The sequence below is a fragment of the Pseudomonas saudiphocaensis genome, assembly GCF_000756775.1.
In the GTDB taxonomy this organism is placed as follows: Bacteria; Pseudomonadota; Gammaproteobacteria; order Pseudomonadales; family Pseudomonadaceae; genus Stutzerimonas; species Stutzerimonas saudiphocaensis.
In genome coordinates this window covers 2,121,382-2,146,412 of record NZ_CCSF01000001.1, presented here as the reverse complement: position 1 = coordinate 2,146,412, position 25,031 = coordinate 2,121,382, and the positions used below count along the sequence as shown (strand labels likewise).

Here is a 25,031-nt window from a genome sequence, read left to right as displayed (position 1 = left end):
AGCCCCCGCAGGAGATTTAGCGATGCCCAGCCGTCGTGAGCGAGCCAATGCCATCCGCGCCCTCAGCATGGATGCTGTGCAGAAAGCCAACAGCGGCCACCCCGGTGCCCCAATGGGCATGGCGGACATCGCCGAAGTGCTCTGGCGCGACCACCTCAAGCACAGCCCCACCAATCCGCAGTGGGCCGACCGCGATCGCTTCGTGCTGTCCAACGGCCACGGCTCGATGCTGATCTATTCGCTGCTGCACCTGACCGGCTACGACCTGTCCATTGATGACCTGAAGAATTTCCGTCAGCTGCACAGCAAGACCCCCGGCCACCCTGAGCTTGGCTACACCCCCGGCGTGGAAACCACCACCGGGCCGCTGGGTCAGGGTATCGCCAACGCTGTGGGCTTCGCCCTGGCCGAGAAGATCATGGCGGCGCAGTTCAACAAGCCCGGCCATGAAATCGTCGATCACAACACCTACGTGTTCCTCGGCGACGGCTGCATGATGGAAGGCATTTCCCATGAAGTCTGCTCACTGGCTGGCACCCTGGGGCTGAACAAGCTCACCGCCTTCTACGACGACAACGGCATCTCCATCGATGGCGAGGTGCATGGCTGGTTTACCGACGACACCCCGCGTCGCTTCGAGGCCTACGGCTGGCAGGTGATCCGCAACGTCGACGGCCATGACGCCGACGAGATCCAGATCGCCATCGAGACTGCGCGCAAGAGCGACCGTCCGACCCTGATCTGCTGCAAGACCATCATCGGCTTCGGCTCGCCGAATAAGCAGGGCAAGGAGTCCTCCCACGGCGCCGCTCTGGGTGATGACGAAATTGCCCTGACTCGCGAAGCCCTGGACTGGAAGCATGGCCCGTTCGAGATCCCTGCCGAGATCTACGCCGAGTGGGACGCCAAGCAGAAGGGCGCCGACGCTGAGAATGAGTGGAACAAGCGTTTCGCTGCCTATGAGGCTGAATTCCCGGCACTGGCCGCCGAGTTCAAGCGCCGCATGGCGGGCGAGCTGCCGGCCGATTTCGCCGAGAAAGCCAGCGAGTACATCCGCGAAGTGGCCACCAAGGGCGAAACCATTGCCAGCCGCAAGGCCAGCCAGAACTGCCTGAACGCCTTCGGCCCGCTGCTGCCGGAGCTGCTCGGCGGCTCGGCCGATCTGGCCGGTTCCAACCTGACCCTGTGGAAGGGCTGCAAGCCGGTGGTCGCCGAGGATGCCTCGGGCAACTACATGTACTACGGCGTGCGCGAATTCGGCATGGCCGCGATCATGAACGGCGTGGCCCTGCACGGCGGCCTGATTCCCTACGGCGCGACCTTCCTGATGTTCATGGAGTACGCGCGCAACGCCGTACGCATGTCGGCGCTGATGAAGCAGCGGGTGATCTATGTCTTCACCCACGACTCCATCGGTCTTGGCGAAGATGGCCCGACCCACCAGCCGATCGAGCAGCTGACCAGCCTGCGTACCACGCCGAACCTGGACACCTGGCGCCCGGCCGATACCGTCGAATCCGCAGTGGCCTGGAAGCACGCGGTCGAGCGCAAGGACGGCCCCAGCGCGCTGATCTTCTCGCGCCAGAACCTGCCGTACCACGTGCGTGACAACGAGACCGAAGCGGCCATCGCGCGCGGCGGTTACATCCTGAAGAACTGCGAGGGCGAGCCGGAGCTGATCCTTATCGCCACCGGTTCGGAAGTCAGCCTGGCGGTCGAGGCGGCCGACAAGCTGACGGCACAAGGTCGCAAGGTGCGTGTGGTTTCCATGCCCTGCACCAGCGTATTCGACGCTCAGGACGCTGCCTACAAGCAGGCCGTGCTGCCGGTTGAGGTCGGTGCGCGCATCGCCATCGAAGCGGCCCATGCGGACTACTGGTACAAGTACGTCGGCCTCGACGGTCGCATCATCGGCATGACCACTTACGGCGAGTCGGCTCCGGCTGGCCAGCTGTTCGAGGAGTTCGGCTTCACCGTGGACAATGTGCTGGCGGTGGCCGAAGAGCTGCTGGAAGACTGATACCGCGCTGCGGTGGATGACTTCGGTCATCCACCCTACGTAACTCCACCTTCCGCGGGGTGGAAACCCGCGTAGCGGTTTTCCACTGGCAGGACCGAGATCTCATGGCCAACGCCCGTCCCTATCGCATCGCCCTCAACGGCTACGGCCGTATCGGTCGCTGTGTACTGCGCGCGTTTTACGAGCGCGGCGCGGATTTCGATTTCCAGATCGTCGCACTCAACGATCTGGCCGATATGCCCAGCCTGGAATACCTGACCCGTTTCGACTCCACCCATGGCCGTTTCCCCGGCGAGGTTGGGGTGGATGGCGACTGCCTGCATATCAACGGCGATTGCGTCCATGTGCTGCGCCAATCGACACCGGAAGCCATCGACTGGCGTGCGCTGGGCGTGGATCTGGTGCTGGAATGCTCGGGTGCCTACAACACCCGTGCCTGCGGTCAGCGTTTTCTCGATGCGGGTGTGCCACGGGTATTGTTTTCCCAGCCCATGAGCGGCGCCAGCGATGTCGACGCCACGGTGGTGATGGGGGTGAACCATCAGCAGCTGAGCGGCAATGAGCGGCTGGTGTCCAACGCCTCCTGCACCACCAACTGTGGTGTGCCGCTGCTCAAGCTGCTCAACGATGCGGTGGGGATCGAGTATGCCTCCATCACCACCATCCACTCGGCCATGAACGACCAGCCGGTGATCGATGCCTATCACCACGAGGATCTGCGCCGCACGCGCTCGGCGTTCCAGTCGGTGATCCCGGTATCCACCGGTTTGGCCCGCGGTATCGAGCGTTTGTTGCCGGAACTCTTCGGACGGATTCAGGCCAAAGCCGTGCGGGTGCCGACGGTGAACGTGTCCTGCCTGGACATTACCCTGCAGACGTCACGGGATACCGATGCGCAGGAAATCAACCGGGTGCTGCGTGCCGCCGCCGAGTCCGGGCCGCTGAAGGGGCTGCTTGCCTTCACGGAGTTACCCCACGCCAGCTGCGATTTCAACCACGATCCGCATTCGGCGATCGTCGACGGTAGTCTGACCCGCGTTTCCGGGCCGCGGCTGGTGAATCTGCTGGCCTGGTTCGACAACGAATGGGGCTTTGCCAATCGCATGCTCGAGGTGTCCGAACATTACTTGCAGGTGGCTCACCGCAGCTGAGCAACCAATCTTCGCGACTTCGCCGTTATTGAACTTAAGGAAGACCAGATGACCGTTTTGAAGATGACCGACCTCGATCTGCAGGGTAAGCGTGTGCTGATCCGCGAAGACCTCAACGTGCCGGTTAAGGACGGCGCGGTAAAGAGCGACGCGCGCATCCTGGCCTCGCTGCCGACCATCAAGTTGGCCCTGGAGAAAGGCGCGGCGGTGCTGGTTTGTTCGCACCTGGGACGTCCCGAGGAGGGCGTGTTCAGCGAGGAAGACAGCCTCAAGCCGGTGGCTGACTATCTGGCCAAGGCGCTGAACCGCGAAGTGCCGCTGGTGCGTGATTATCTGGGCGGCGTCGAGGTCAAGCCGGGCGAGCTGGTGCTGCTGGAAAACGTCCGCTTCAACAAGGGCGAGAAGAAGAACTCCGACGAGCTGGCGCAGCAGTACGCTGCGCTGTGCGACATCTTCGTCATGGACGCCTTCGGCACTGCCCACCGCGCCCAGGGCTCGACCCACGGCGTGGCCAAGTTCGCCAAGGTTGCCTGTGCCGGCCCGCTGCTGGCCGCCGAGCTGGATGCGCTGGGCAAGGCCCTGAAGAGCCCGGCCAAGCCCATGGCAGCCATCGTCGCCGGCTCCAAGGTCTCGACCAAGCTGGATGTGCTGAACAGCCTGAGCCAGGTTTGCGATCAGTTGATCGTCGGCGGCGGCATTGCCAACACCTTCCTTGCGGCCGCCGGTTTCCCGGTGGGCAAGTCGCTGTACGAGGCCGACCTGGTGGACACCGCCAAGGCTATTGCGGCCAAGGTCAGCGTGCCGCTGCCGGTGGATGTGGTGGTGGCCAAGGCCTTCGCCGAGGATGCCGAAGCGACCGTCAAGGCGGTGGGTGACGTGGGCGAGGACGACATGATCCTCGACATCGGTCCGCAGACCGCAGCCAACTTTGCCGAGCTGCTGAAGTCTTCCCAGACCATTCTCTGGAACGGCCCGGTGGGCGTGTTCGAGTTCGATCAGTTCGGCAATGGAACTCAGGTGCTGGCCAAGGCTATCGCCGAAAGCCCGGCGTTCTCCATTGCCGGCGGCGGCGACACACTGGCGGCCATCGACAAGTACGGTGTAGCCGAGCAGATCTCCTACATCTCCACTGGCGGTGGCGCCTTCCTCGAATTCGTCGAAGGCAAGGTGCTGCCGGCTGTTGAGGTACTGGAACAGCGCGCCGCTCAGTAAGGCCTGACGGGCCATTTGTCTCGCCTGTTCAGGTCAGGTTTTCCAACGGCCTGATCAAGGCGAGGCAACCCCTGCAGTCCAGCGCTGTCTCTGTTCTGTCCAAACACGGAATGGAGATTCGCCATGCGTTATGCCGCGATTGCTGTTTGCTGCCTGGGATTGGCCGGCTGTGCCGGAGGAGCTCCGGATTCGGCCTGCGAAGTATTCGCGCCGCCGCCAGTGGAAAGCCCGACTGCCCAGGGCGACCAGCGTATGCAGATACAGAGCACCGGTGATCCCACCGTTGGTACCGCCGCCGATGCACGGGATTGCTGATGTTTGTGCTTAGCCAGGAGACATGATGAAAGGATTGTTCGTGCTAATGGCCAGCTTGCTGCTTGGCGGCTGTGCTCACTGGCAATCGGGGCCGGAGGCGCCATTTGTTCGCTGGAAGTGCCAGAGCCAGCAAAACATTGCCTGGCGCTATGCTGACGCCGAACGTAGCCGCGTAGATTTGAAGATCGGTAACAGCGAGCAGGTTCATCACTTGCGCAAGGAACCTGCTACCCGTGGTGCTTTCTATAGCGACGGAGTGGTGGCGTTCCATGACAAGGGCAACCAGGCGCTGGTTTACCGAGTGGCCGACGACAAATTGCTGGCCCATGGCTGCAGCGCTTCGCTGATCACCTTCTGATGGCGCGTTGCCGAGGTATGCCGGCGGTGAGTTCGAGGGTTTTCGCCTTTTGCCTCGCCCACCACTACAATGCCGCGCCATACCTGCGCGGTGCTTGAACAGCGCTGACCCCTGCGGCAGGCTATCAGGCTATATATGGAAATCTGGACGAGGTAGGCAAGCGCGAGAAACAGGCTGCAGCTTCGAGTCAGCACGGCGCTATTCGTCGGGCGTTCCTGAGCGGCCCAGGCTGTTTCTTGCAATACTTGTTGGCCTGTCAGCTTATTTTTCAGCGGTCTGTTACACGATTAAACGACCCAAACCGGGAGAAAGGAAAAACATGGCACTTATCAGCATGCGCCAGATGCTCGACCACGCCGCCGAGTTCGGCTATGGCGTGCCGGCTTTCAACGTCAATAACCTTGAGCAAATGCGCGCCATCATGGAAGCGGCCGACAAAACGGACTCCCCGGTGATCGTTCAGGCTTCTGCCGGCGCGCGCAAATATGCCGGTGCGCCTTTCCTGCGCCACCTGATCCTGGCGGCGATCGAGGAATTCCCGCATATCCCCGTGTGCATGCACCAGGACCACGGTACCAGCCCCGATGTCTGCCAGCGCTCGATTCAGCTGGGCTTTTCCTCGGTGATGATGGACGGCTCGCTGCGTGAAGACGGCAAGACACCGGCCGACTACGACTACAACGTCCGCGTAACCCAGCAGACCGTCGCTTTCGCCCATGCCTGCGGCGTATCCGTAGAAGGCGAGCTGGGGTGCCTGGGCAGCTTGGAAACCGGCATGGCTGGTGAAGAAGATGGCGTGGGTGCCGAAGGCGTGCTGGATCACAGCCAGCTGCTGACCGACCCGGAAGAGGCTGCCGACTTCGTGAAGCAGACCAAGGTCGACGCCCTGGCCATCGCCATCGGCACCAGCCACGGCGCTTACAAATTCACCAAGCCGCCAACCGGCGACACCCTGTCGATCCAGCGCATCAAGGAAATTCATGCGCGCATCCCGGATACCCACCTGGTGATGCACGGTTCCTCCTCGGTACCTCAGGAGTGGCTGAAGATCATCAACGAGTACGGTGGTGAAATCGGCGAGACCTACGGCGTGCCGGTCGAGGAAATCGTCGAGGGGATCAAGTACGGCGTGCGCAAGGTCAACATCGACACCGACCTGCGCCTGGCCTCCACCGGCGCGATCCGTGAGTTCCTGGCTAAGAACCCCAGCGAATTCGACCCGCGCAAGTACCTGGCCAAGACCGTCTCCGCCATGCGCGACATCTGCATCGCACGCTACGAAGCCTTCGGCACCGCGGGCAACGCCTCGAAGATCAAGCCGATCTCCCTGGAAGGCATGTTCCAGCGCTACGCCAGCGGCGAGCTGGATCCAAAGATCAACTGATCGTCCGTTATCGAAAAAGCCCGCGCAATGCGGGCTTTTTCTTGTCTGCGGCAGTCAATCAGCCAGCAGCAGCTGTACCTGTTTATGCAGCGACTCCAGCGAAAAGGGCTTGGCCAATATCGGAGCTGTGCGGGCGATGGCGCTGCCGGATTCGTATATCTCGATGGGGTAGCCGCTGATGAACAGCACCTTGAGGTCCGGGCGCAGTTTGAGTGCAGGTTCGACGATCATCACTCCGGATACGTTGCCCGGCAGGCGAAAGTCGGAAATCAGCAGATCAAGGTGCGGCCGGGTCGCGAGAATCTCGAAGGCCTTGGCCGAGTTCTCCGCAGCAAGTACCCGGTAGCCTTCGTCAGAGAGGTAATCGCACAGCAGATCGAGAATATGCGGCTCGTCTTCGACGATCAAAACGACTTTGGGTGACGCTTGATTCATTGAGGAACTCTCGAGGTTTTCGAACGTGCGTGGCGATGATTGCTGTCCTGATCTTCGACATCCGGTGCCGCTTGGGTTCAGCTGAATCAGCCAGGCGGTCGGGCCAACATGTCGAAGGCATGAGCCAGTCGACATTCCGAATGCCCCGTGTTTCTCACCGGCGGCAAGAGTCGCGAGCTCAGGATGGCAGCGCAATAAGACAAACGGACTGTTTGGATGGGTGGAAGGTATTTCGTGGTAAGGCTCGCAGGTCTTGGTTGTATGGCCGGCAACCCACAGCACTCAGAATGCACGCCCTTAGTCAGGCGTTATTGCGTTTTGCATGCCATCACGCCGCCTCCATATATATATGTTATTGATTTATAGCGACTTTTCTTTGGTCTGCCTTGGCACGAAGGCTGCTCTGGTTATGGCTGCTGCAACATCAATCGGAGTACATAACAATGATCGTCGCTGAACAAGTTCTTACCGCTGCCTTTCCCGAATTTGAAGTAGTGACTTCTCTGCGTCCGGATGGAGGGCTGCTGCTGGTACTGCGCAACGATGGCCGCGATGTCATCAAGCGCGCGGTATCCAAGGGCCAGGCGCAAAATGCGGTGCAACTGGACTGGGTCATCAGTTCTATTCGCCGGGACTTGGCGCTTGAGGCCGGTATGTCGCCAGCCATTGCCCGTCTGCAGAGCCAGAGCCGTACACGCTTGCCGACCTACGAATACGCCTGAACCGAACAAGCGATCCGATCAGGCCGAAGAGCCTGGCGCGTCACGAACCTGATGAGGATTTTTACATGAATGCGATTGACCTGCTGATCCAAGACCATGAACGGGTAAAGGAAATTCTGACGCGCCTGGCGGACAGCACGGAGCGCGCCGTCAAGACCCGCACCGAGCTGCTCAGCAAGCTGGAAATGGAAGTCATGATCCACACCGAGTTGGAGGAGCAGATTCTCTATCCGGCCTACAAGGAAGCGGGCGGCAAGGAAGAAGCCAAGATGTACCACGAAGCCAAGGAAGAGCATCGTGCCGTGGATGCGCTGGTGCTGCCCGACCTGAAAGCTACTGACCCCGGCAGTCTGGAATTTTCCGGGCGCGTAAAGGTGTGTAAGGAATTGCTCGAGCACCACATCGAGGAAGAGGAAGAGGAAATGTTCCCCAACGCCCGTGAGCTCTTCGACGAGGCGCGCCTGGAGGAAATGGGTGCGCAGATGACCGAGCTGAGAAATCGCCTGAAAAAGGAATTCACTGCTAGAGCGGCAGCCTAAGGCGGATGGACCTCAACGGAGGGGCACTCTGCTCGCCTGATGAGGTCCATTGCTCCGAGAGGATCGAAAAAATCCGACTGTCGCCGGCTACCAGACCGGCTCAATTTTTTTGGAGGTTTCCCTATGCGTCTTGCTTATTTATCTGCACCGATTCTCGGTCTGCTGCTGGTCGGCTGTGGCCCGGACGAAGATCGTGAACGCGAGGTACCACCACCAGCACCAACCACCGAGCAGCCTGCTGCGCCGGCTACTGATACGCCACCTGCATCCGGCACAACCGGCACCATGGGTAATGGTGGTACGCCGGCCACCGGTACCGGCGGTGGTGTAGAAACCAACAGCGGTACTGGCGTAGGCACCCCAGGCGCCATGGATGACTCGGATACCGGTAGTGGCCTTGGTACCGAATCCGGAGCGGGTACCGAACCAAACCCCAATGGTCAATAATCGTCTGTTTGATGAAGCCATGAAGCGTCTATGCGGGAGAACTGCATGAAATCGCATTTCTGGGCTATCGCGGCGGCGCTTCCGCTTTCCGTGATGTTGATGGCCTGCTCACCGGAGGATGAACCTTCGGCGCTGGACAACAACAGTCGGAATCAGCAGGAACATCAGAATACCGCCGCCGAGCCTGCCGGGCCTCGCGAGACCACGCCGCCAGGCGACATGGCTAACGAGTAGTCGCGGGCAAAGGCTCATTTTGCGGACTGTAGGGCCGGCTGTCTTCGGCCCTACATGCCGTAACTCTGCATATATTCCGCTGTTGCGTGGCCTAAGCCTTGGCATGCCTGAGGGCCTCGGAATTTCGCCACTTCACAGAAGGTCGCTAATGAAAGCTGCAGATTCCATATTTGGAGCTGCGCATTCCTGGTGGCGCCAACTTGTTGGGCAGTCGCAAGGTGATTGAACACATCATCCTTACGGGTCCTACCGGACTCCGTTTTACACATATTGGGCTGCTGCGTAGCCCGAGGCCCAGGCCCACTGAAAGTTGAAGCCGCCCAGGTGGCCAGTGACGTCCAGCACCTCTCCGATAAAGTACAAGCCGGGTGACTTCAGCGACTCCATTGTCTTTGACGACACTTCTCTCGTATCGATGCCACCCAGGGTGACCTCAGCGGTTCGATAGCCCTCTGTGCCAGCAGGTACAAGCTGCCAAGCGGCGAGCCTCTCGGCGATCTGTCCCAGTTCGCTTGGAGTGTATTGCTTGAGCGGCCGGGAGCTAAACCAGTGTTCACTCAATAGCCCCGCCATCTTGCGCGTGAACAGTTCGCCCAAAAGCGTCTTCAGTTCGGTGTTGGGGCGTTCTCGCTGCTGTTCTGCAAACCACTCGGGCAAGTCCAGGTGCGGTAGCAGGTTGATCTCGATGGCATCGCCAGGTCGCCAGAACGAAGACACCTGCAGGATTGCCGGGCCGGATAGACCGCGGTGGGTAAACAGAATGTTTTCGCGAAAGCTCTGTCCGTTGCAGCTCACCAGGCAATCTTCGACCGAGGTGCCGGAAAGCTCGCCGCACATGGTCTTGAGCTGCGGCTCGGTGATGGTGAAGGGCACCAGCCCGGCGCGAGTTGGCAGCACGTTGTGGCCGAACTGGCGCGCCACCTGATAACCGAAGCCGCTTGCGCCCAAAGTTGGAATCGACAGCCCGCCGGTGGCGATCACCAGTGACTGGCAGTCGATGGGGCCGGCGCTGCTTTCCAGGCGATAGCCATCGGTGGTCCTTTCAATGCTCTGTACGGAAGTGTACAACTTCAGGTCGACGCCGGCCTGAGCGCATTCATCCAGCAGCATCTGCAGAATGTCGCTGGCCTTATTATCACAGAACAGTTGGCCGAGCTTTTTCTCGTGATAGGCGATCCCGTGGCGGGAAACCATCTCGATGAAATCCCACTGGGTATAGCGGGCCAACGCCGATTTGCAGAAATGCGGGTTCTCGGAAAGGAAGTTCGCCGGCTCGGTATACATATTGGTGAAGTTGCAGCGCCCGCCGCCGGACATAAGGATTTTCTTGCCGGCTTTGTTGGCGTGATCGAGCAGCAGCACCCGACGGCCACGCGCGGCCGCACTGAATGCGCACATCAAACCGGCGGCGCCGGCGCCGATGATGGTGACGTCTGTAGTGGGCACTGCGTGGTCCTCGTTCGGGCTGGCGCGCATCTTACCCTGCGGCGTGCTGGCCTGGCTCAGTGGTTTGCTTGAGCAGATGCACGGCCATGCTGCGCAGAGGGGCCAGTTGCCGGCAGATCATGCCCAGCTGGGTTTGCAGCAGGCGATGGGCGTCATCCAGCTCATCGGATGTCTGTTCGAGCTGCTGTGCCAGCGCCTCTTCCTCTTCGCTGTATACCGTTAGTGGCTGCTTGTTCTGCAGCGCTGCGGCTATTTCATCGAGGCTGTTGGCCAGTCGCTGTGCGGCTTCTTCGAGCATCTCGTCGCGCGCATCGTCAGGCAGGCTTTCGCGGTGCGCGCCGAGGCCTGAGACATAGTTGAGCAAAGTGTGCGAGAGGGTCAGAAAGCGGAAGCCGGTTTCGGCATCGCGACGAAAATGTCCTGGCTCCAGCAGCATGTTGGAAAGTGTGGTGGACAGTGCAGCGTCAGCATTGTGTGCGTTGCGTCGGGCCAGCCGATAGGCCAGGTCGTCACGCTTGCCGCTCTCATACTGATGCATGATCTGGCGCAGATAGTCGGCGCTTCGGCTCAGAGTGTTGGCCACCACCTGGTTGAGTCGGCGGCCTTGCCAATCAGGGAGGATCAGGAATACTGCGGCGGCGGCGATCAGGCTGCCCAGCAGGGTATCGATCAGGCGTGGCCAGATCAGCCCGTAACCATCACCGACCTGGTTGAAGCAGAACAGCACCAACAGCGTAATGGCCGCCGTCGCCAGGGTGTAGCGGCTGCTGCGGGTGGCAAAAAACACCACGCCGGCGATAACCGCGAACAGAGCCTGGATCTGCTGGCTGGGAAGCAGGTCGAACAGCGCCCAGCCGGCGATCAGCCCCAGTACGGTGCCGGTCACCCGCTGCACCAGCTTGATCCGCGTCGCGCCGTAGTTGGGTTGGCAAACGAACAGGGTGGTGAGCAGTATCCAGTAACCCTGTTCCGGGCGAACGGTCTGCAATACCGCATAGCCGCAGATCAGCGCCAGGCTCAGGCGCAGAGCGTGTCGGAACAGCAGGGAGGTGGGCGTCAGTTGCAGGCGGATGCGGCTGGCTGCATCGCGTAGCGACTGCGGTTGGCGATCCAGCAGGCTGTTGTCCTGCTGGCCTTCGAGAACCTCCGGGTAGCTGGCAGTAGACAGCTGCTGCTGCATCGTCGAAAGGTTGCGCGCCAGCGCACGCAGCGAGCGAAGCAAACTGCGCCAGGCCGGGTTGTTCTGCTGGCGCAGGTAATCGAGCGAGGCTTCAAGGTCGGCCTGTGCCTGGGCGTTGGCCTCGCTGTAGCGAAAGGGTTGGCGCATCCGGATTGCCGTCGCCAGCTCGTGGCAGGCCTTGCTCTGCAGGCGCAGCAGGCGATTGCAGCGAAATAGCACGTCGCTATGAAAGAAGGCTTCGCTCAACGCCTGATAAGGATAGTGGGAGGAGCTGACGCGCTCGTGCAGGTCCTGGGCAAGGAAATACAGTTTAAGGTAACGGTTGATCTTCGCTCCCGAGCGGCCGTTGCCAAGGCGATTGAGCAGGGTTTCCTTGGTGGTGTTCATGGCGTTGACCACACGGCCGTTCTGCTGCGCCAGTTGCAGGCGCAGCTGCTCCACATCGAGCTGTTGGATGGGCTCGAACAACGCCGCCTTGAGCTTGAAGTACTCAGCCAGCTCGCGATACAGCCTGGCCAGGCTCTGCTGTACCGGCTGATGAGCGAACAGTGCGTTCCAGATCACCGACAGCAGGCCGTACCAGGCGGCGCCGGCAAGCAGCAACAACGGATCGCGCCACGGCTGCAGCGCTTCGCTGCCGCGCTGGTCGGCTGCGATCATGCTGTAGATGGAAAGAATCAGCGTGGCCTGGGCAATGGTGGCGTAACGCTCGCCCAGCGCGCCGAGCATGATCAGGCAGAAAGCCGCTGCCGCCATGCCCAGCGCGAACAGCCACGGCCATGGGAACAGCAGCTGCACCGATACGGCCGCAACGCTGAAGCACAGCAGCGTCACCATCAGGGCGGAAAGCCGCCCGCGCCAGCTGTCGTCGGTTTCCGCCAGGGCGCTGGCGATGATGCCCAGGAACAGTGGAATTACCATTCCCAGCTCGCCCAGATACCAGCTCAGCCCCATGCTGGCCGATAGCGCGATCAATACACGCAGGCTGTAGCCGAACTTGTCCAGCGCCCAGAGGCGGCGCAAGGTATGACCAAGAGAGGTTGAACGCATCGAAACGAATCCCCAGGACAGCATGTGGACCGGGTCAGGTCTCACCGGTTTGGCGAGCAAACCGCTAGTTGCTGTGAGACCGATACCTCGCCGATCAGGTCACGCCTTTAGCCAGCCCAATCCATTGATTCGCTTCCGGCCTTAAAGAATCCTGACCTTCAGCGAGCGCCCCTTGATCTTGCCGGCATTGAGGCGATTGAGCGCCTGCTTGATAACGCTACGCTCGACGGCCACGAACGCCTGGAAGTCGAAGAGGGCGATCTTGCCGACCTGGGTGCCGGGGATACCGGCATCCCCGGTCAGCGCTCCGAGAATATCGCCGGGGCGCAGTTTGTCCTTGCGTCCGGCGCCAATGCACAGGGTTGCCATCGGCGGCTGCAACGGCTCGCCCAGGCGCACCTTCAGTTCGTCCAGCGAGTGCCAGTTGAGCGGCGCCTTCTGGCGTTCTTCGATAGCGCGCGCGCGATGGGCTTCGGCAGGAGCGACCAGGCTGATGGCGATGCCTTTTCTCCCGGCGCGACCGGTACGGCCAACCCGGTGGATATGAATCTCCGAATCACGTGCCAGCTCGACGTTGATCACCATATCCAATGCATCAATATCCAAACCGCGTGCGGCAACGTCCGTGGCCACCAATACCGACAGGCTGCGATTGGCAAACATGGCCAGCACCTGGTCACGGTCACGCTGCTCCAGATCCCCATTCAGCGCCTTGGCGGAAATGCCCCTGGCGCTGAGCTGCTCCACCAGCTCCTGGCATTGCTGCTTGGTGAAACAGAAAGCCACACAGCTTTCCGGACGGAAAGTGGCGAGCACCCGAACCACGGCATCCATCCGGTTCTCCGGGTCGATCTCGTAGAAACGCTGCTCGATCTGCGCATCGTCATGCAGCGCTTCGGCCTTTACCTGCTGCGGGTCGCGCATGAAGGTGGCCGACAGCTGCTTGATGCCGCTGGGGTAGGTCGCCGAAAACAGCAGCGTCTGCCGGCGACTCGGCGTCTGTTCGATGATCTCGGCGATAGCGTCGTAGAAGCCCATATCCAGCATCCGATCGGCTTCATCGAGTACCAGCGTATTGAGGCCGTCGAGTGTCAGCGTGCCTTTTTTCAGGTGCTCCTGAATGCGCCCGGGGGTGCCGACGATGACGTGCGCACCGTGCTCAAGGGATGCGATCTGCGGGCCGATGGATACGCCGCCACACAGGGTCAGGATCTTGATGTTGTCAGCGGCGCGGGCCAGCCGGCGAAGCTCCTTGGCAACCTGGTCGGCCAGCTCGCGGGTCGGGCACAGAACCAGCGCCTGGCAGCCGAAGTAGCGGGGGTTGAGCGGCTCCAGCAGGGCGATGCCGAAGGCTGCGGTCTTGCCGCTTCCGGTCTTGGCCTGGGCGATCAGGTCCTTGCCCTTGAGCATGATCGGCAGGCTCTGGGCCTGGATTGGTGTCATTTCGACATAGCCGAGAGCATCGAGGTTGGCCAGGGTGGCCGGGCTGAGGGGTAGGGCAGAGAAAGCTGAACTGGGCACGGAGGCGTCATCTATAAGGAACCGGCCGGCAGTTTAGCAGACCTGCCGGTACGGCCTGATGACAGCGCGAGCTAGGTGCCGCACCTACTACCGTTCTGGAAGCGCCTGCTGGCTGCTCTGCTTCTATTTCAGGATGGTAAATATTAATTAATACAAACTGTATCTGAACGAATGATGAATGGTTGTTCAGTTAACCGGAATTAATTGGCGCCGGCTGCTTGATCAGCTTTTAAATGCTTTTTCTTTAATGTTTTGCAATATGCGGCGGATTAAGATCATTGAGGCTTTTTCAGATCTTAAGCCTCTGCGAGGTATATCTGCTTCAATTTCTTGAGCCTAGTTGAGGTGCAAGGTGCGCGCCTGTCAGCTTTACGGGGGGGGGCGAGAGCTGACTGGATAGTCTGTTTTCAGCCTGGTGCGTTCAGTGCTGTGCTGAGGTGATCAGGGCTGTTAGTGCATGCCATCAGTGAATGGTAAGTGTTCGTTTGGTTGTCCGGGCGATGGCTCTATTTAGCGGGTTTTGGGCGGCGGGTGCATGCTGGCACCGACTAAAGTCGGGGCTTTCTTTGCGTAATGCACCTTTGCTAGATTCACCGTGTGGGCTTCCCTCACCTAGCTATAACAATAAGGCGGAACACGGCGATGACCGAAGAAGATAAGAAAAACGCTGATGCGTACTGGAAGGCGAACGTTCGCCTCATAACATGGAGCCTTGTGGTCTGGGCTCTTGTCTCATATGGCTGCGCCATTCTCCTGCGTCCGTTGCTGGCCGGTATTCCGGTTGGGGGAACGGATCTGGGCTTTTGGTTTGCTCAACAAGGCTCCATCATCACGTTCATTTTGATCATCTTCCACTACGCGTGGCGGCTGAACAAACTGGACAAGGAATTTGGGGTCGAGGAGTAAACCATGAGCCAATACTGGATTAACATGATGTTCGTGGGCGCCTCTTTCCTGCTTTATATCGGGATTGCGGTCTGGGCCCGCGCCGGATCGACCAAGGAGTTCTACGTTGCGGGCGGAGGCGTGCATCCCGTCACCAACGGTATGGCCACTGCGGCAGACTGGATGTCTGCAGCATCCTTCATCTCCATGGCCGGTATCATTGCCGCTGGTGGTTACGGTACTTCCGTCTACCTGATGGGCTGGACTGGTGGCTACGTTCTGCTGGCGATGCTGCTGGCTCCCTACCTGCGCAAATTCGGCAAGTTCACGGTACCGGACTTCATCGGTGACCGTTTCTACAGCCGTGGCGCTCGCCTGGTAGCGGTTGTCTGCCTCATTCTCATCTCCGTTACCTACGTAATCGGTCAGATGTCGGGTGCAGGTGTTGCGTTCTCCCGCTTCCTGGAAGTGAGCAACTCCGCTGGTATCTGGATCGCTGCTGCGATCGTGTTCGCTTACGCTGTATTCGGTGGCATGAAGGGCATCACCTACACCCAGGTGGCGCAGTACGTGGTACTGATCATTGCCTACACCATTCCGGCCGTGTTCATCGCCATGCAGCTGACCGGCAACCCGATCCCGATGTTCGGGATGTTCGGTACCCACGTCGAGTCCGGCATGCCGCTGCTCGATCGTCTGGACATCGTGGTCCGTGACCTGGGCTTCGCCGAGTACACCGCTGACGTCGACAACAAGCTGAACATGTTCCTGTTCACCCTGTCGCTGATGATCGGTACCGCTGGTCTGCCGCACGTCATCATCCGCTTCTTCACCGTACCGAAGGTGGCTGATGCTCGCTGGTCCGCTGGCTGGACTCTGGTGTTCATTGCCATGCTGTACCTCACTGCTCCGGCTGTGGCTTCCATGGCGCGTCTGAACCTGATCGACACCATCTATCCGGAAGGCACCGAATCCGCTGCGATTCTCTATGACGAGCGTCCAGGCTGGATCCAGACCTGGGAGCAGACCGGTCTGATCAAGTGGGAAGACAAGAACAGCGACGGTCGCATCCAGATGTACAACGATGCCAACGCTGGCTTTGCTCCGACCGCTCAAGAGCGTGGCTGGAATGGCAACGAGCTGACAGTTAACAACGACATCATCGTTCTGGCCAACCCGGAAATCGCCAACCTCCCGAGCTGGGTTATCGGTCTGATCGCAGCCGGTGCTATCGCGGCGGCGCTGTCCACTGCGGCGGGTCTGCTGCTTGCGATCTCCTCTGCCATCAGTCATGACCTGATCAAGACGATCATCAACCCGAACATCAGTGAGAAGAACGAGATGTTGACGGCTCGTCTTTCAATGACAGGTGCGATCGTCCTGGCAACCTGGTTGGGCCTGAATCCACCCGGATTCGCGGCTCAGGTAGTGGCACTGGCATTCGGTCTGGCGGCATCCAGCCTGTTCCCGGCGTTGATGATGGGGATCTTCTCCAAGCGCGTGAACAACAAGGGCGCCATCGCGGGCATGCTGGTCGGTGTGGTGAGCACCTCGGTGTACATCTTCCTGTACCTGGGCTGGTTCTTCATCCCCGGCACCAACACCTTCGCCAACGTACCGGGTGAATGGATGTTCGGTATCTCCCCGCAGGCCTTCGGTGCCATCGGTGCGATTCTGAACTTCGCTGTAGCCTACGCTGTATCCATGGCTACCGAGGCTCCGCCGAAGCATGTCCAGGATCTGGTGGAAAGCGTTCGTACCCCTAAAGGTGCTGGCGCTGCGCTTAACCACTAAGTGATAATCCGGCCGCCGGTCGGGTCGAACGATCCGGCCCAGGGTTGAGATACAAATCGGGCTTCCAACTGGAAGCCCGATTTTTTTGAGGACGTTTTCTATGATCTGGCATCTTGTCGCTGCAATTTCAGCCGCCCTTGCGGGCGCGGGCATTGCGCTGGTATTGCGTAATCTGTCTCGCAATTGGTTGCCAAAGTGGATCATCCCGGTTTTCGCCGGTCTGGGTATGCTTGGTTACACCGTCCACTATGAATACACCTGGTTCGATACCAAGCAGGCGCGCCTGCCGGAGGGCTCGGTGGTGGTGTCGAATGAAGAGGGCGATATGCTCTGGCGGCCCTGGACCATGGTGTGGCCAATGCCTTTGGTCTACACGGTGCTCGACAGCGTCAACGTGCAGTTGGAAGAGGCGGACGATAAGGGCCGTATCGCACGCTTCACGCTTTATCGTTTCGAGAAGCATCATCTGATGTCCACGGTAAAGAACGCCCATTACTTGGCTCTTTGCAGTGAGCGAGTGATGTTCAGACTGAACGAGCAGGGCGAGGCAAAGTACGAAACCATGACCAAGATGGACGCGGATGCACCGCTCTATCGGAGGCTCTGCATCTAGCAGGTCCTATTAGTACTCAGCTGTGCCGGGGTCGGGGTCGGGGTCGGGGTCGGGCAGGTTCGGCAGCCCCCTTGGCAGAGCGGCGCGTGAGCTACATTGGTGAACCAGCTCGATTGCGCCTGATTCTGTGTGCTTCTGATCAGAGGCCTTCGGTGGTCGTCGCGCCTGATTCGGTCGCTTTCACCTGAGCGGCCTGTTGCCCGTGCTCCTGGAGGCTCCGATCGCTGGGCGCTAGCTTTTATCCAAGGAGCGGGCCGTTTTGTCAGGTAACAGTTATCCCTGCTGCGGCTAGATCAGGCGGGCTTGCTGGCGTTGGCGCCAGTTGTTCAGGCGCTGGTTCAGGTCCTTCAGGTTGTCCAGACCCTGTTTGCGCGCGCGGCTGAAGAGAATCAGAGCGATCTCGGCTGTCACCAGAGCATCGGCGCTGGCGTGATGGCGCTGCAGAACCTGCAATTTGAAATGCTGGGTCCAGTCATCCAGACGATTGCCCCTGGGCGCATTGTTGGGGCACAGCATGGGTGCCAGTTCGGCCACGTCCATGAAAGGATGGCGCAGCTTGTAGCCCAGCGAAGCCTTTAGGGCGCGGCTGAGCATGCGCTGGTCGAAGCCGGAGTGAAAAGCCAGGATCGGGCTGTCACCGACGAATTCCATCAGGTCCAGCAGCGCCTCGGCCGGATCGGTACCTGCTTCCAGTTCACTGGGGGCGATGCCGTGGATCAGCACGCTTTCGCTGATCGGCTGGTTGGGTCGGTGCAGGGTGCATTCGAACTGGTTGCGCATGTCGATGCCACCGTTCTCGATGACCACAGCGCCAATCGACAACACGATGTCGCGCCGCGTATCCAGGCCGCTGGTTTCCAGGTCCAGCACGACGACGCGTTGTTCGGCGAGCGGACATGTACCCAGAGGCGCTGGCGCCGGAAGGCTGTCGCGGCGTTGAATCTGTTCGAGGGCCAGCGAGGGACCCCGGCTTTTGAACCAGGCCATATTCATAGTTGATAACGCAATGCGAGACTGCCTTGCAGGCGTTGGGCTTGTCGGAAGGATTCGCGCAGGATGCGCCGGTCCAGATGATTGAGGTCTTGCGGATCGAGCCGATTGGAGAAGGGCAGGCCATTGCGCGTCTGCTGCTGGTGGTGCTGCATGCGCGTCTGCTGGATGAAGTGGTAGGCCTCTTCATAGGCCGCACCGTCCTTGGCATCCATGGCGCCCTTCTCGACCAATAGGCGCAGGCGTTCGAGAGTATTGCATTCGCCTATGCCATTGGCCAGTGCCAGCAGGCGGGCGCCGTCGACGAAGGGGGTCAGGCCCTGAATCTTCAGGTCGAGGGTATCCTTGCCGGCCTTGCGCTCCAGGACGAAGTCCCGGAAGCGGCCCACTGGCGGGCGGTGGCGCAGGGCACTGCTGGCCATGAGCCGCTGGAAGATAGGGCTGTCGGCCACTTCGTTGAGCATGTGTTTGCGTAGCTTGTCGCAGCCTTCCTCCGGCCCCCAGACCGAGCGCAGGTCGAAGAATATGGTGCTGCTCAGGAGGTTATCCGGCGTGGCCTCGCGGACGAAGGAGCTGAAACGATGCTTCCACTCCTTGCGCGACAGGCACAGTTCGGGATTGCTGGCCATGATGTTGCCCTTGCACAGGGTGAAACCGCAGGTATCCAGATCCCGGGTAATGCGTTCGGCCAGTGGCAGCAGCTTGCCGCGAATACGCGCGGCCTCTGCCGCGTCTTCGGCTTCGAAGAGAATGCCGTTGTCCTGATCGGTATGCAGCGTCTGCTCGCGCCGGCCTTCGCTACCGAAGCACAGCCAGGTGAAGGGGACTCCGGGATCGCCCATGTCGGCGATGGCCAGCTCGATGACGCGACGTACCGTGTGGTCGTTCAGCAGGGTGATGATGTGTGTGATCTGGGTGGACGACGCACCATGGGCGAGCATGTTGTCGACCAGCTGGTTGATATGCGTGCGGACGGCTACCAGCGACTCCACGCGGTCGGCGTGCAGAATGGTCTGCGCCAGATGGACCAGATCGACCCGCTGCAGCGAGAACAGGTCACGTTCGGAAATAACGCCACAGAGCAGGCCGTCCTTTACCACGCAGACATGTCCGATCTGCCGCTCGGTCATGGCGATGGCGGCGTCGAAGGCCGTGGCGCTGGGCGGAAGATAGAAGGGCCCGTGGGTCATGAACCCGGATATGGGGCTGGAAAGATCGTCCAGCTTGTTGCCGATGACCCGGCGCAGGTCGCGCAAGGTAAAGATACCCAGCGGGTGCTGTTCTTCGTCAACGATAACGATGCTGCCGACATTGGCCTGCTGCATCAGGCCAACTGCATCGTCCAGCGGCATCGACGGCAGACAGGACACCGGATGGTGTACGGCCAGCTCTCCAACGGTGGTTTCCAGTGAGTAGCGCTCGCCCAGGTTTTCCACGGCGCGAGCTTGTGCCTGCTGATTGACGAGATCGAGCAGGCTGCTGACGCCACGCATGGCGAAGTCGCGAAACACTTCGGACTTGGAGATCAGCTTGACGAAAGCCGGCTTGTTCAACAGCAGGCAGAAGGTGTCCTCGGCCGCGAAGTGCCCGGTGCGAGTTGCACGTTCGCCCATCAGGGCGGCCATGGGGAAACACTCGCCGACGATGACTTCGAAGGTAGTGTCCGTGCCGCGCTTGGAGGTATGAGGGCGTTGGCCGTGAACACGACCTTGCTTGACGATATAGAAGTGCTGGACCGTGCCGTCCTCAGGGGAAATGATGCTGTCGCCTTCGGCATAGAAACGCAGCTCGCAGTTTTCAACGAGGAAGGCGAGATGCGGCGCTTCCATCTGCTTAAAGGGCGCGTACTTGCGCAGGAACTCCATGGTCCCGTGAATGTTTTGCAGTACGGCAGTTTTGCCGGCCTCGGCGTAAGTGTCACCTTTGCTCATGGTTCACTTTCCATTTTCATTCCATGGTGGGCCGTAGGCTGGCTTGGCCCAATTGGACGTAAGTCTAGTCGCGGCGGGTGTTAGGAAGGCTGATCCGTGTCAGCCTAGGGGCGCAGGTGGAAAAAGCTTCGCGCCGAGGGCGGCGGCTCCACAAGTTGCAGCTGGTGCCGCACCGCTTTTTGTGGGAGATTCTATGGTGCAGCGCAACACTTAACCGGCATTTTTGGTCGATACATTGATTGGTTTTTCATCAAGGCGAAGGCGATACGGGCCAGCTTTCGGCCGAGCTTTACTAGAGCCTGAGTCGTCTTCAGTCCCTGGCTAAGATAGGTTTCATATAGGCCGGACCAGGCTTTTGTCCGGCGGGCAGACATGGCCGCGTTATACAAAAGGCGTCGCAGCTCCGGATCACCTTTCTTGGTCAGTTTACGGCGACCCACCTGCTTGCCTGAGTCCCGAACTCTGACGTCCATGCCCAGGTAGGCAACGAAGGCATCGCTGTTCTTGAATTCGCCTCGGTGGAAAGTATTGGCCAGCGCTACCGAGGTGAGATCGCCGATGCCCTCTATAGCCTTACAGCGCTGGGCATCCGACTGCCAGCCCACCTCAGCCATGGCCTCTTTGAGGCGGCGTTCGATCAATCTTTCGATGTCCTTGATGTTGTTGCTCAGGCGTTTGGATGCGCTCTTGAGGTCGGGCATATCGTCCAGGCTCTGGGTCAGGGCGATGCGGGTATGCACAAGCGAAGCCCGGCGTCGCAGCAGGCTCTGGATGCGGTAAAACGCATCGTGAGGCGGCACCCAGGGTTTGAGGTCGCTCAGTTCCTTGCTCAGGTAGCGCAGAATCAACCGAGCATCAGCCGGGTCGGTCTTGGCGCGACTGCCAACGCCATCGCGATACCGGTTGAGTCGATAACCATCGAGCAAATAAAGCTCAACGCCCGCCTGATGCGCCAGCGTTGCCAAGGTGCGGTGATAGGTACCAGTAGCCTCGAGTGCGATTTTGGTTCGGCCCGCAAGCGTCTTCAGCCAGCCGCCGATGGCTTGGGCTGTGTTGGCAATCCTCTTAAGATCCTTCGAATCACTGCGGGCAATGACCAGCTCGGCCTTGCTGACATCGACACCCACCATGACTGGCGTAATGGGCTTTGCCATGCTTTACCCTCCAAGCTAAGGTGATTTTACTTGTCAGGGCTCATCGAACGCTGGCTTGCAACATTTCGTCGGTCATGAGCGGCAAGGCTCCGCCGATGGATTCTCTATCGGCGTTTTGATGAGAAGGGCGGGGGCTAAATCTCCCACAGTCCGTGCCGAAAGGCCGGAAGGCGCGCTTGCCCCCTCCACCCTGACAAGTCCAGTTTGGACCTGCAGGAAAACCATACAAGGCGCGACCTCGCGCCGAATGTGGGCACATCTAAGTTGCGATAGGTAAGCGACAGAGCAAAAAAAACCGCCCCGGAGGGCGGTTTTTTGTGCAGCGCTGCGGGTTACAGACCGTTCTTGGCCTTGAACTCGCGGCGGCGGCGATGCAGTACCGGCTCGGTGTAGCCGTTGGGCTGCTTGGTGCCTTCGAGGACCAGCTCCAGCGCGGCCTGGAAGGCGACGCTGTTGTCGAAGTCCGGCGCCATCGGGCGGTACAGCGGATCACCTTCGTTCTGACGGTCAACCACCGGCGCCATGCGCTTGAGGCTTTCGACCACCTGCTCCTTGGTCACCACGCCATGGCGCATCCAGTTGGCCATGTGCTGGCTGGAGATGCGCAGGGTTGCGCGGTCTTCCATCAGTGCGACATCGTTGATGTCCGGCACCTTGGAGCAGCCGACGCCCTGCTCGACCCAGCGCACCATGTAGCCGAGGATGCCCTGCGAGTTGTTGTCCAGCTCGTTGCGCTTTTCCTCGTCGCTCCAGTTGGTGTCCTTGGCCAGCGGGATGGTCAGGATATCGTCCACCGAGGCCTTGGTGCGCTTGGCCAGTTCGGCCTGACGGGCGAACACGTCGACCTTGTGGTAGTGCATGGCGTGCAGGGTGGCGGCAGTCGGGGAAGGTACCCAGGCGGTGTTGGCACCGGCCATGGGGTGGCCGATCTTCTGCTCGAGCATGCCGGCCATCAGATCAGGCATGGCCCACATGCCCTTTCCGATCTGCGCGCGGCCTTGCAGGCCACAGGCCAGGCCCACGTCGACGTTGTTGTCTTCGTAGGTGCTGATCCACTTCTCGCCTTTCATTGCGGCCTTGCGAACCACTGGGCCGGCTTCCATGGAGGTGTGGATTTCGTCGCCGGTGCGGTCGAGGAAGCCGGTGTTGATGAACACCACGCGCTCGCGCGCTTCCTTGATGCAGGCCTTGAGGTTGATCGAGGTGCGACGCTCCTCGTCCATGATGCCCATCTTCAGGGTGTTGCGCGGCAGCTTGAGAACGTCCTCGACGCGGCCGAACAGTTCGGTGGCGAAGGCCACTTCTTCCGGGCCGTGCATCTTCGGCTTGACGATGTAGACCGAGCCGGTGCGGCTGTTCTTGCGCGTGGTGTTGCCGTTGAGGTTGTGGATCGCGCAGAGGTTGGTGAACAGCCCGTCCATGATGCCTTCCGGTACCTCATTGCCGTCCTTGTCGAGGATGGCGTCGTTGGTCATCAGGTGACCGACGTTGCGGATGAACAGCAGCGAGCGGCCATGCAGGGTCAGTTCGCCGTTGCCGTCAGCCTTGGTGTAGGCGCGGTCGGGGTTCATCGCGCGGGTGATGCGCTTGCCGCCCTTATCCAGCTCCTCGACCAGGTCGCCCTTCATCAGGCCGAGCCAGTTGCGGTAAACGATGGTCTTGTCGTCGGCATCGACGGCCGCGATGGAGTCTTCGCAGTCCATGATGGTGGTCAGCGCTGCTTCCATCAGGATGTCTTTCACGCCGGCGGCGTCGGTCTGGCCGATGGGGCTGGCCGGGTCGATCTGGATCTCGAAATGGATGCCGTTGTGCTTGAACAGCACGGCGATCGGCGCGCTGGCCTCGCCCTGGAAGCCGAGCAGCAGCTGCGGGTCTTTCAAGCCGGTGGTGCTGCCGTCTTTCAGCGAAACGACCAGCTTGCCGCCTTCGATGCGGTAGCCGGTGGAGTCGGCGTGCGAGCCGTTTTCCAGCGCAGCGGCTTCATCGAGGAAGGCGCGTGCGTAGGCAATGACCTTGGCGCCGCGAACTTCGTTGTAACCCGGACCCTTGCTGGCGCCGCCTTCTTCGGAGATGGCGTCGGTGCCGTAGAGCGCGTCATACAGCGAGCCCCAGCGGGCGTTGGCGGCGTTCAGGGCGAAGCGCGCGTTCATGATCGGCACCACCAGCTGCGGGCCGGCCATGCTGGTGATTTCTTCGTCGACGTTCTGGGTGGTGGCCTGGAAGTCTTCGGCTTCGGGCAGCAGGTAGCCGATTTCCTGGAGAAAAGCCTTGTAGGCAGCGGCGTCGTGGGCCTGACCGGCACGAGCCTGGTGCCAGGCATCGATCTGTGCCTGCAGCTCGTCACGCTTGGCCAGCAGCGCGCGGTTCTTCGGCGCCAGGTCATGGATGACGCTGTCGGCGCCGGCCCAGAAGGCTGCGGCATCGAGACCGGTACCAGGGATCGCTTCGTTGTTCACAAAGTCATACAGGACTTTGGCGACCTGCAGGCCACCGACTTGAACGCGCTCAGTCATTACTCGCCTCACTTGTTTTTTCTTTGATCTTTCGGGCCGCAAGTTTCTTGTAGTCCGGGCCGGCCGATACTACATGAAGCTTTAGGGAAAATCAGTCTCCCGAAGGTTGGGGTTTTTCACTGACCTTCAAGGCTTTACAGCCGGATCGCCTGCCTCTGCGGGCGGTGTCAAGCCGCTGCTCAGGTTGCCTTGCGCATGATCTGCCAGGCGTCGTAGCTATACACCGCCAGCCCTGCCCAGATGCAGATAAACGCCAGCTGGCGGTCGGCCGGGAAGGGTTCGTGAAACACCCAGACGGCCAGTAGAAGCAACAGGGTCGGCGTGATGTACTGGAGAAAACCCAGGGTCGAGTAGGGCAGGTGGCGGGCCGCAGCGTTGAAGCACAGCAGCGGGATCAGCGTCACCGGGCCGGCCGCCACAAGCCACAGGGCCTCGGTTGTGGTCCAGAACGCCGGCTCGGTGCTGGGGCCGCTGCCGAATAGAAGCAGCCAGCCCAGCGCCAGTGGTAGCAGCAGCCAGGTCTCCACCACCAGGCCGGGCAGGGCGGCCACAGGAGCCTGTTTGCGCAGCAGGCCGTAGCTGCCAAAACTCAGCGCCAGCGCAATCGATACCCAGGGAAATTCGCCGAGGGTGATCAGCTGCAGTGCGACCCCGATGGCCGCCATGCCCACCGCCAGCCACTGTAGAGGCCGCAGCCGCTCATGCAGGATCAGCAGGCCAAGCACCACGTTGACCAGCGGGTTGATGTAGTAGCCCAGGCTCGCTTCGACCATGTGGCCGTTATTTACCGCCCAGACGTAGATCAGCCAGTTGCTGGCGATCAACACGCTGGAAATCATCAGCACGCCGATTCTCTTCGGGTGCGCGAGCAATTCCTGCCACCAGCCGGAATGCTTCCAGAACAGCAGCACCAGCGAGCCGAACAGCGCCGACCAGATGGCTCGCTGGGTGACGATCTCCGGCGCCGCGAACTGCTCGACGGCTTTGAAGTACAACGGAAACAGACCCCAGATACTGAAGGTCGTCAGGCCCAGCAGATAACCCTTGCGCAAGTTGGCGATGGCCATGGAGATCCTGAGGGTGCGGCGAATAGCTGCCTATTCTGCGCCTAGTTCGCACGTGCTGTCTGCCGGTGCG

Annotated in this window: 22 protein-coding genes; 13 read left to right on the top strand and 9 right to left on the bottom strand. The window is 60.5% G+C overall.

Going from position 1 to position 25,031, the window contains the following annotated elements:
* The first annotated feature begins 22 nt into the window (after positions 1–22).
* From tkt to fba, 6 genes are all read left to right on the top strand, one after another.
* Positions 23–2,020, top strand: coding sequence for a transketolase (gene tkt, locus BN1079_RS09910; protein ID WP_037024051.1), 1,998 nt, complete (start codon positions 23–25; stop codon positions 2,018–2,020).
* A gap of 104 nt (positions 2,021–2,124) precedes the next feature.
* The gene (gene epd / locus BN1079_RS09905) at positions 2,125–3,171 is read left to right on the top strand and encodes an erythrose-4-phosphate dehydrogenase (RefSeq protein WP_037024050.1); all 1,047 of its coding nucleotides are present in this window, start codon (positions 2,125–2,127) and stop codon (positions 3,169–3,171) included.
* A gap of 48 nt (positions 3,172–3,219) precedes the next feature.
* On the top strand, positions 3,220–4,383 hold the full coding sequence (locus BN1079_RS09900; protein WP_037024049.1) for a phosphoglycerate kinase: 1,164 nt from the start codon (positions 3,220–3,222) through the stop codon (positions 4,381–4,383).
* A gap of 123 nt (positions 4,384–4,506) precedes the next feature.
* Complete coding sequence (locus BN1079_RS09895; RefSeq protein WP_037024048.1) at positions 4,507–4,698, top strand: hypothetical protein; 192 nt, start codon at positions 4,507–4,509, stop codon at positions 4,696–4,698.
* A gap of 22 nt (positions 4,699–4,720) precedes the next feature.
* On the top strand, positions 4,721–5,056 hold the full coding sequence (locus BN1079_RS09890; protein ID WP_081950827.1) for an MliC family protein: 336 nt from the start codon (positions 4,721–4,723) through the stop codon (positions 5,054–5,056).
* A gap of 319 nt (positions 5,057–5,375) precedes the next feature.
* A complete protein-coding gene (gene fba, locus BN1079_RS09885) occupies positions 5,376–6,440 on the top strand; it encodes a class II fructose-bisphosphate aldolase (RefSeq protein ID WP_037024044.1) in 1,065 nt (354 codons plus the stop codon).
* A 54-nt stretch (positions 6,441–6,494) separates the two neighbouring features.
* On the opposite strand, the gene BN1079_RS09880 is transcribed toward fba, so the two are convergent.
* Complete coding sequence (locus BN1079_RS09880) at positions 6,495–6,875, bottom strand: response regulator (protein ID WP_037024042.1); 381 nt, start codon at positions 6,873–6,875, stop codon at positions 6,495–6,497.
* A 443-nt stretch (positions 6,876–7,318) separates the two neighbouring features.
* Here BN1079_RS09880 and BN1079_RS09875 point away from each other — a divergent pair, with 443 nt between their 5' ends.
* The 4 genes from BN1079_RS09875 to BN1079_RS09860 all read left to right on the top strand — a co-directional run bounded on the left by BN1079_RS09875 (position 7,319) and on the right by BN1079_RS09860 (position 8,817).
* Positions 7,319–7,597: a DUF3509 domain-containing protein gene (locus BN1079_RS09875; RefSeq protein ID WP_037024040.1), complete on the top strand. Its 279-nt coding sequence runs from the start codon at positions 7,319–7,321 to the stop codon at positions 7,595–7,597.
* Between the two features lie 65 nt (positions 7,598–7,662).
* A complete protein-coding gene (locus tag BN1079_RS09870; protein ID WP_037024038.1) occupies positions 7,663–8,136 on the top strand; it encodes a hemerythrin domain-containing protein in 474 nt (157 codons plus the stop codon).
* A gap of 123 nt (positions 8,137–8,259) precedes the next feature.
* On the top strand, positions 8,260–8,583 hold the full coding sequence (locus BN1079_RS09865; protein WP_037024036.1) for a hypothetical protein: 324 nt from the start codon (positions 8,260–8,262) through the stop codon (positions 8,581–8,583).
* A gap of 45 nt (positions 8,584–8,628) precedes the next feature.
* Positions 8,629–8,817 carry a hypothetical protein gene (locus tag BN1079_RS09860; RefSeq protein WP_037026764.1) on the top strand — a complete coding sequence of 63 codons (189 nt, stop codon included), beginning with the start codon at positions 8,629–8,631 and terminating at the stop codon, positions 8,815–8,817.
* A 261-nt stretch (positions 8,818–9,078) separates the two neighbouring features.
* On the opposite strand, the gene BN1079_RS09855 is transcribed toward BN1079_RS09860, so the two are convergent.
* The 3 genes from BN1079_RS09855 to dbpA all read right to left on the bottom strand — a co-directional run bounded on the left by BN1079_RS09855 (position 9,079) and on the right by dbpA (position 14,014).
* The gene (locus BN1079_RS09855) at positions 9,079–10,263 is read right to left on the bottom strand and encodes a BaiN/RdsA family NAD(P)/FAD-dependent oxidoreductase (protein ID WP_171819298.1); all 1,185 of its coding nucleotides are present in this window, start codon (positions 10,261–10,263) and stop codon (positions 9,079–9,081) included.
* Positions 10,264–10,294: 31 nt separating this feature from the next.
* Positions 10,295–12,493 (bottom strand): YccS family putative transporter, encoded by a 2,199-nt coding sequence (gene yccS / locus BN1079_RS09850; protein ID WP_037024032.1) that lies wholly within the window; start codon positions 12,491–12,493, stop codon positions 10,295–10,297.
* Between the two features lie 141 nt (positions 12,494–12,634).
* Entirely contained in the window at positions 12,635–14,014 is a 1,380-nt protein-coding gene (gene dbpA / locus BN1079_RS09845) for an ATP-dependent RNA helicase DbpA (protein WP_037024030.1), read from the bottom strand.
* Positions 14,015–14,656: 642 nt separating this feature from the next.
* Between dbpA and BN1079_RS09840 the strand changes: the two genes are divergently transcribed.
* From BN1079_RS09840 to BN1079_RS09830, 3 genes are all read left to right on the top strand, one after another.
* Complete coding sequence (locus BN1079_RS09840; protein WP_037024028.1) at positions 14,657–14,920, top strand: DUF4212 domain-containing protein; 264 nt, start codon at positions 14,657–14,659, stop codon at positions 14,918–14,920.
* A gap of 3 nt (positions 14,921–14,923) precedes the next feature.
* Positions 14,924–16,693: a sodium:solute symporter family protein gene (locus BN1079_RS09835; RefSeq protein WP_037024026.1), complete on the top strand. Its 1,770-nt coding sequence runs from the start codon at positions 14,924–14,926 to the stop codon at positions 16,691–16,693.
* Between the two features lie 100 nt (positions 16,694–16,793).
* The gene (locus BN1079_RS09830; protein ID WP_037024024.1) at positions 16,794–17,306 is read left to right on the top strand and encodes a hypothetical protein; all 513 of its coding nucleotides are present in this window, start codon (positions 16,794–16,796) and stop codon (positions 17,304–17,306) included.
* Between the two features lie 288 nt (positions 17,307–17,594).
* Here the strand turns inward: BN1079_RS09830 and BN1079_RS09825 are convergent, their stop codons facing one another.
* The 5 genes from BN1079_RS09825 to rarD form a co-directional block, all read right to left on the bottom strand.
* On the bottom strand, positions 17,595–18,299 hold the full coding sequence (locus tag BN1079_RS09825) for a 3'-5' exonuclease (protein ID WP_037024022.1): 705 nt from the start codon (positions 18,297–18,299) through the stop codon (positions 17,595–17,597).
* Positions 18,296–20,227, bottom strand: coding sequence for a putative nucleotidyltransferase substrate binding domain-containing protein (locus tag BN1079_RS09820; RefSeq protein WP_037024021.1), 1,932 nt, complete (start codon positions 20,225–20,227; stop codon positions 18,296–18,298). Before BN1079_RS09820 ends, BN1079_RS09825 begins: the two co-directional genes overlap by 4 nt.
* Before the next feature lie 191 nt (positions 20,228–20,418).
* Positions 20,419–21,381 carry an IS110 family transposase gene (locus tag BN1079_RS09815; protein ID WP_037023196.1) on the bottom strand — a complete coding sequence of 321 codons (963 nt, stop codon included), beginning with the start codon at positions 21,379–21,381 and terminating at the stop codon, positions 20,419–20,421.
* A gap of 332 nt (positions 21,382–21,713) precedes the next feature.
* Positions 21,714–23,894: a malate synthase G gene (locus tag BN1079_RS09810; protein ID WP_037024020.1), complete on the bottom strand. Its 2,181-nt coding sequence runs from the start codon at positions 23,892–23,894 to the stop codon at positions 21,714–21,716.
* 179 nt (positions 23,895–24,073) lie between these two features.
* The gene (gene rarD / locus BN1079_RS09805) at positions 24,074–24,961 is read right to left on the bottom strand and encodes an EamA family transporter RarD (protein WP_037024019.1); all 888 of its coding nucleotides are present in this window, start codon (positions 24,959–24,961) and stop codon (positions 24,074–24,076) included.
* Between the last annotated feature and the right edge of the window lie 70 nt (positions 24,962–25,031).

Excerpts from the sequence above, each read along its gene's own strand:
- tkt (WP_037024051.1), top strand. The coding sequence starts at position 23 with ATGCCCAGCCGTCGTGAGCGAGCCAATGCCATCCGCGCCCTCAGCATG.
- epd (WP_037024050.1), top strand. The coding sequence starts at position 2,125 with ATGGCCAACGCCCGTCCCTATCGCATCGCCCTCAACGGCTACGGCCGT.
- BN1079_RS09900 (WP_037024049.1), top strand. The coding sequence starts at position 3,220 with ATGACCGTTTTGAAGATGACCGACCTCGATCTGCAGGGTAAGCGTGTG.
- BN1079_RS09895 (WP_037024048.1), top strand. The coding sequence starts at position 4,507 with ATGCGTTATGCCGCGATTGCTGTTTGCTGCCTGGGATTGGCCGGCTGT.
- BN1079_RS09890 (WP_081950827.1), top strand. The coding sequence starts at position 4,721 with ATGATGAAAGGATTGTTCGTGCTAATGGCCAGCTTGCTGCTTGGCGGC.
- fba (WP_037024044.1), top strand. The coding sequence starts at position 5,376 with ATGGCACTTATCAGCATGCGCCAGATGCTCGACCACGCCGCCGAGTTC.
- BN1079_RS09880 (WP_037024042.1), bottom strand. The coding sequence starts at position 6,875 with ATGAATCAAGCGTCACCCAAAGTCGTTTTGATCGTCGAAGACGAGCCG.
- BN1079_RS09875 (WP_037024040.1), top strand. The coding sequence starts at position 7,319 with ATGATCGTCGCTGAACAAGTTCTTACCGCTGCCTTTCCCGAATTTGAA.
- BN1079_RS09870 (WP_037024038.1), top strand. The coding sequence starts at position 7,663 with ATGAATGCGATTGACCTGCTGATCCAAGACCATGAACGGGTAAAGGAA.
- BN1079_RS09865 (WP_037024036.1), top strand. The coding sequence starts at position 8,260 with ATGCGTCTTGCTTATTTATCTGCACCGATTCTCGGTCTGCTGCTGGTC.
- BN1079_RS09860 (WP_037026764.1), top strand. The coding sequence starts at position 8,629 with ATGAAATCGCATTTCTGGGCTATCGCGGCGGCGCTTCCGCTTTCCGTG.
- yccS (WP_037024032.1), bottom strand. The coding sequence starts at position 12,493 with ATGCGTTCAACCTCTCTTGGTCATACCTTGCGCCGCCTCTGGGCGCTG.
- BN1079_RS09840 (WP_037024028.1), top strand. The coding sequence starts at position 14,657 with ATGACCGAAGAAGATAAGAAAAACGCTGATGCGTACTGGAAGGCGAAC.
- BN1079_RS09835 (WP_037024026.1), top strand. The coding sequence starts at position 14,924 with ATGAGCCAATACTGGATTAACATGATGTTCGTGGGCGCCTCTTTCCTG.
- BN1079_RS09830 (WP_037024024.1), top strand. The coding sequence starts at position 16,794 with ATGATCTGGCATCTTGTCGCTGCAATTTCAGCCGCCCTTGCGGGCGCG.
- BN1079_RS09825 (WP_037024022.1), bottom strand. The coding sequence starts at position 18,299 with ATGAATATGGCCTGGTTCAAAAGCCGGGGTCCCTCGCTGGCCCTCGAA.
- BN1079_RS09820 (WP_037024021.1), bottom strand. The coding sequence starts at position 20,227 with ATGAGCAAAGGTGACACTTACGCCGAGGCCGGCAAAACTGCCGTACTG.
- BN1079_RS09815 (WP_037023196.1), bottom strand. The coding sequence starts at position 21,381 with ATGGCAAAGCCCATTACGCCAGTCATGGTGGGTGTCGATGTCAGCAAG.
- BN1079_RS09810 (WP_037024020.1), bottom strand. The coding sequence starts at position 23,894 with ATGACTGAGCGCGTTCAAGTCGGTGGCCTGCAGGTCGCCAAAGTCCTG.
- rarD (WP_037024019.1), bottom strand. The coding sequence starts at position 24,961 with ATGGCCATCGCCAACTTGCGCAAGGGTTATCTGCTGGGCCTGACGACC.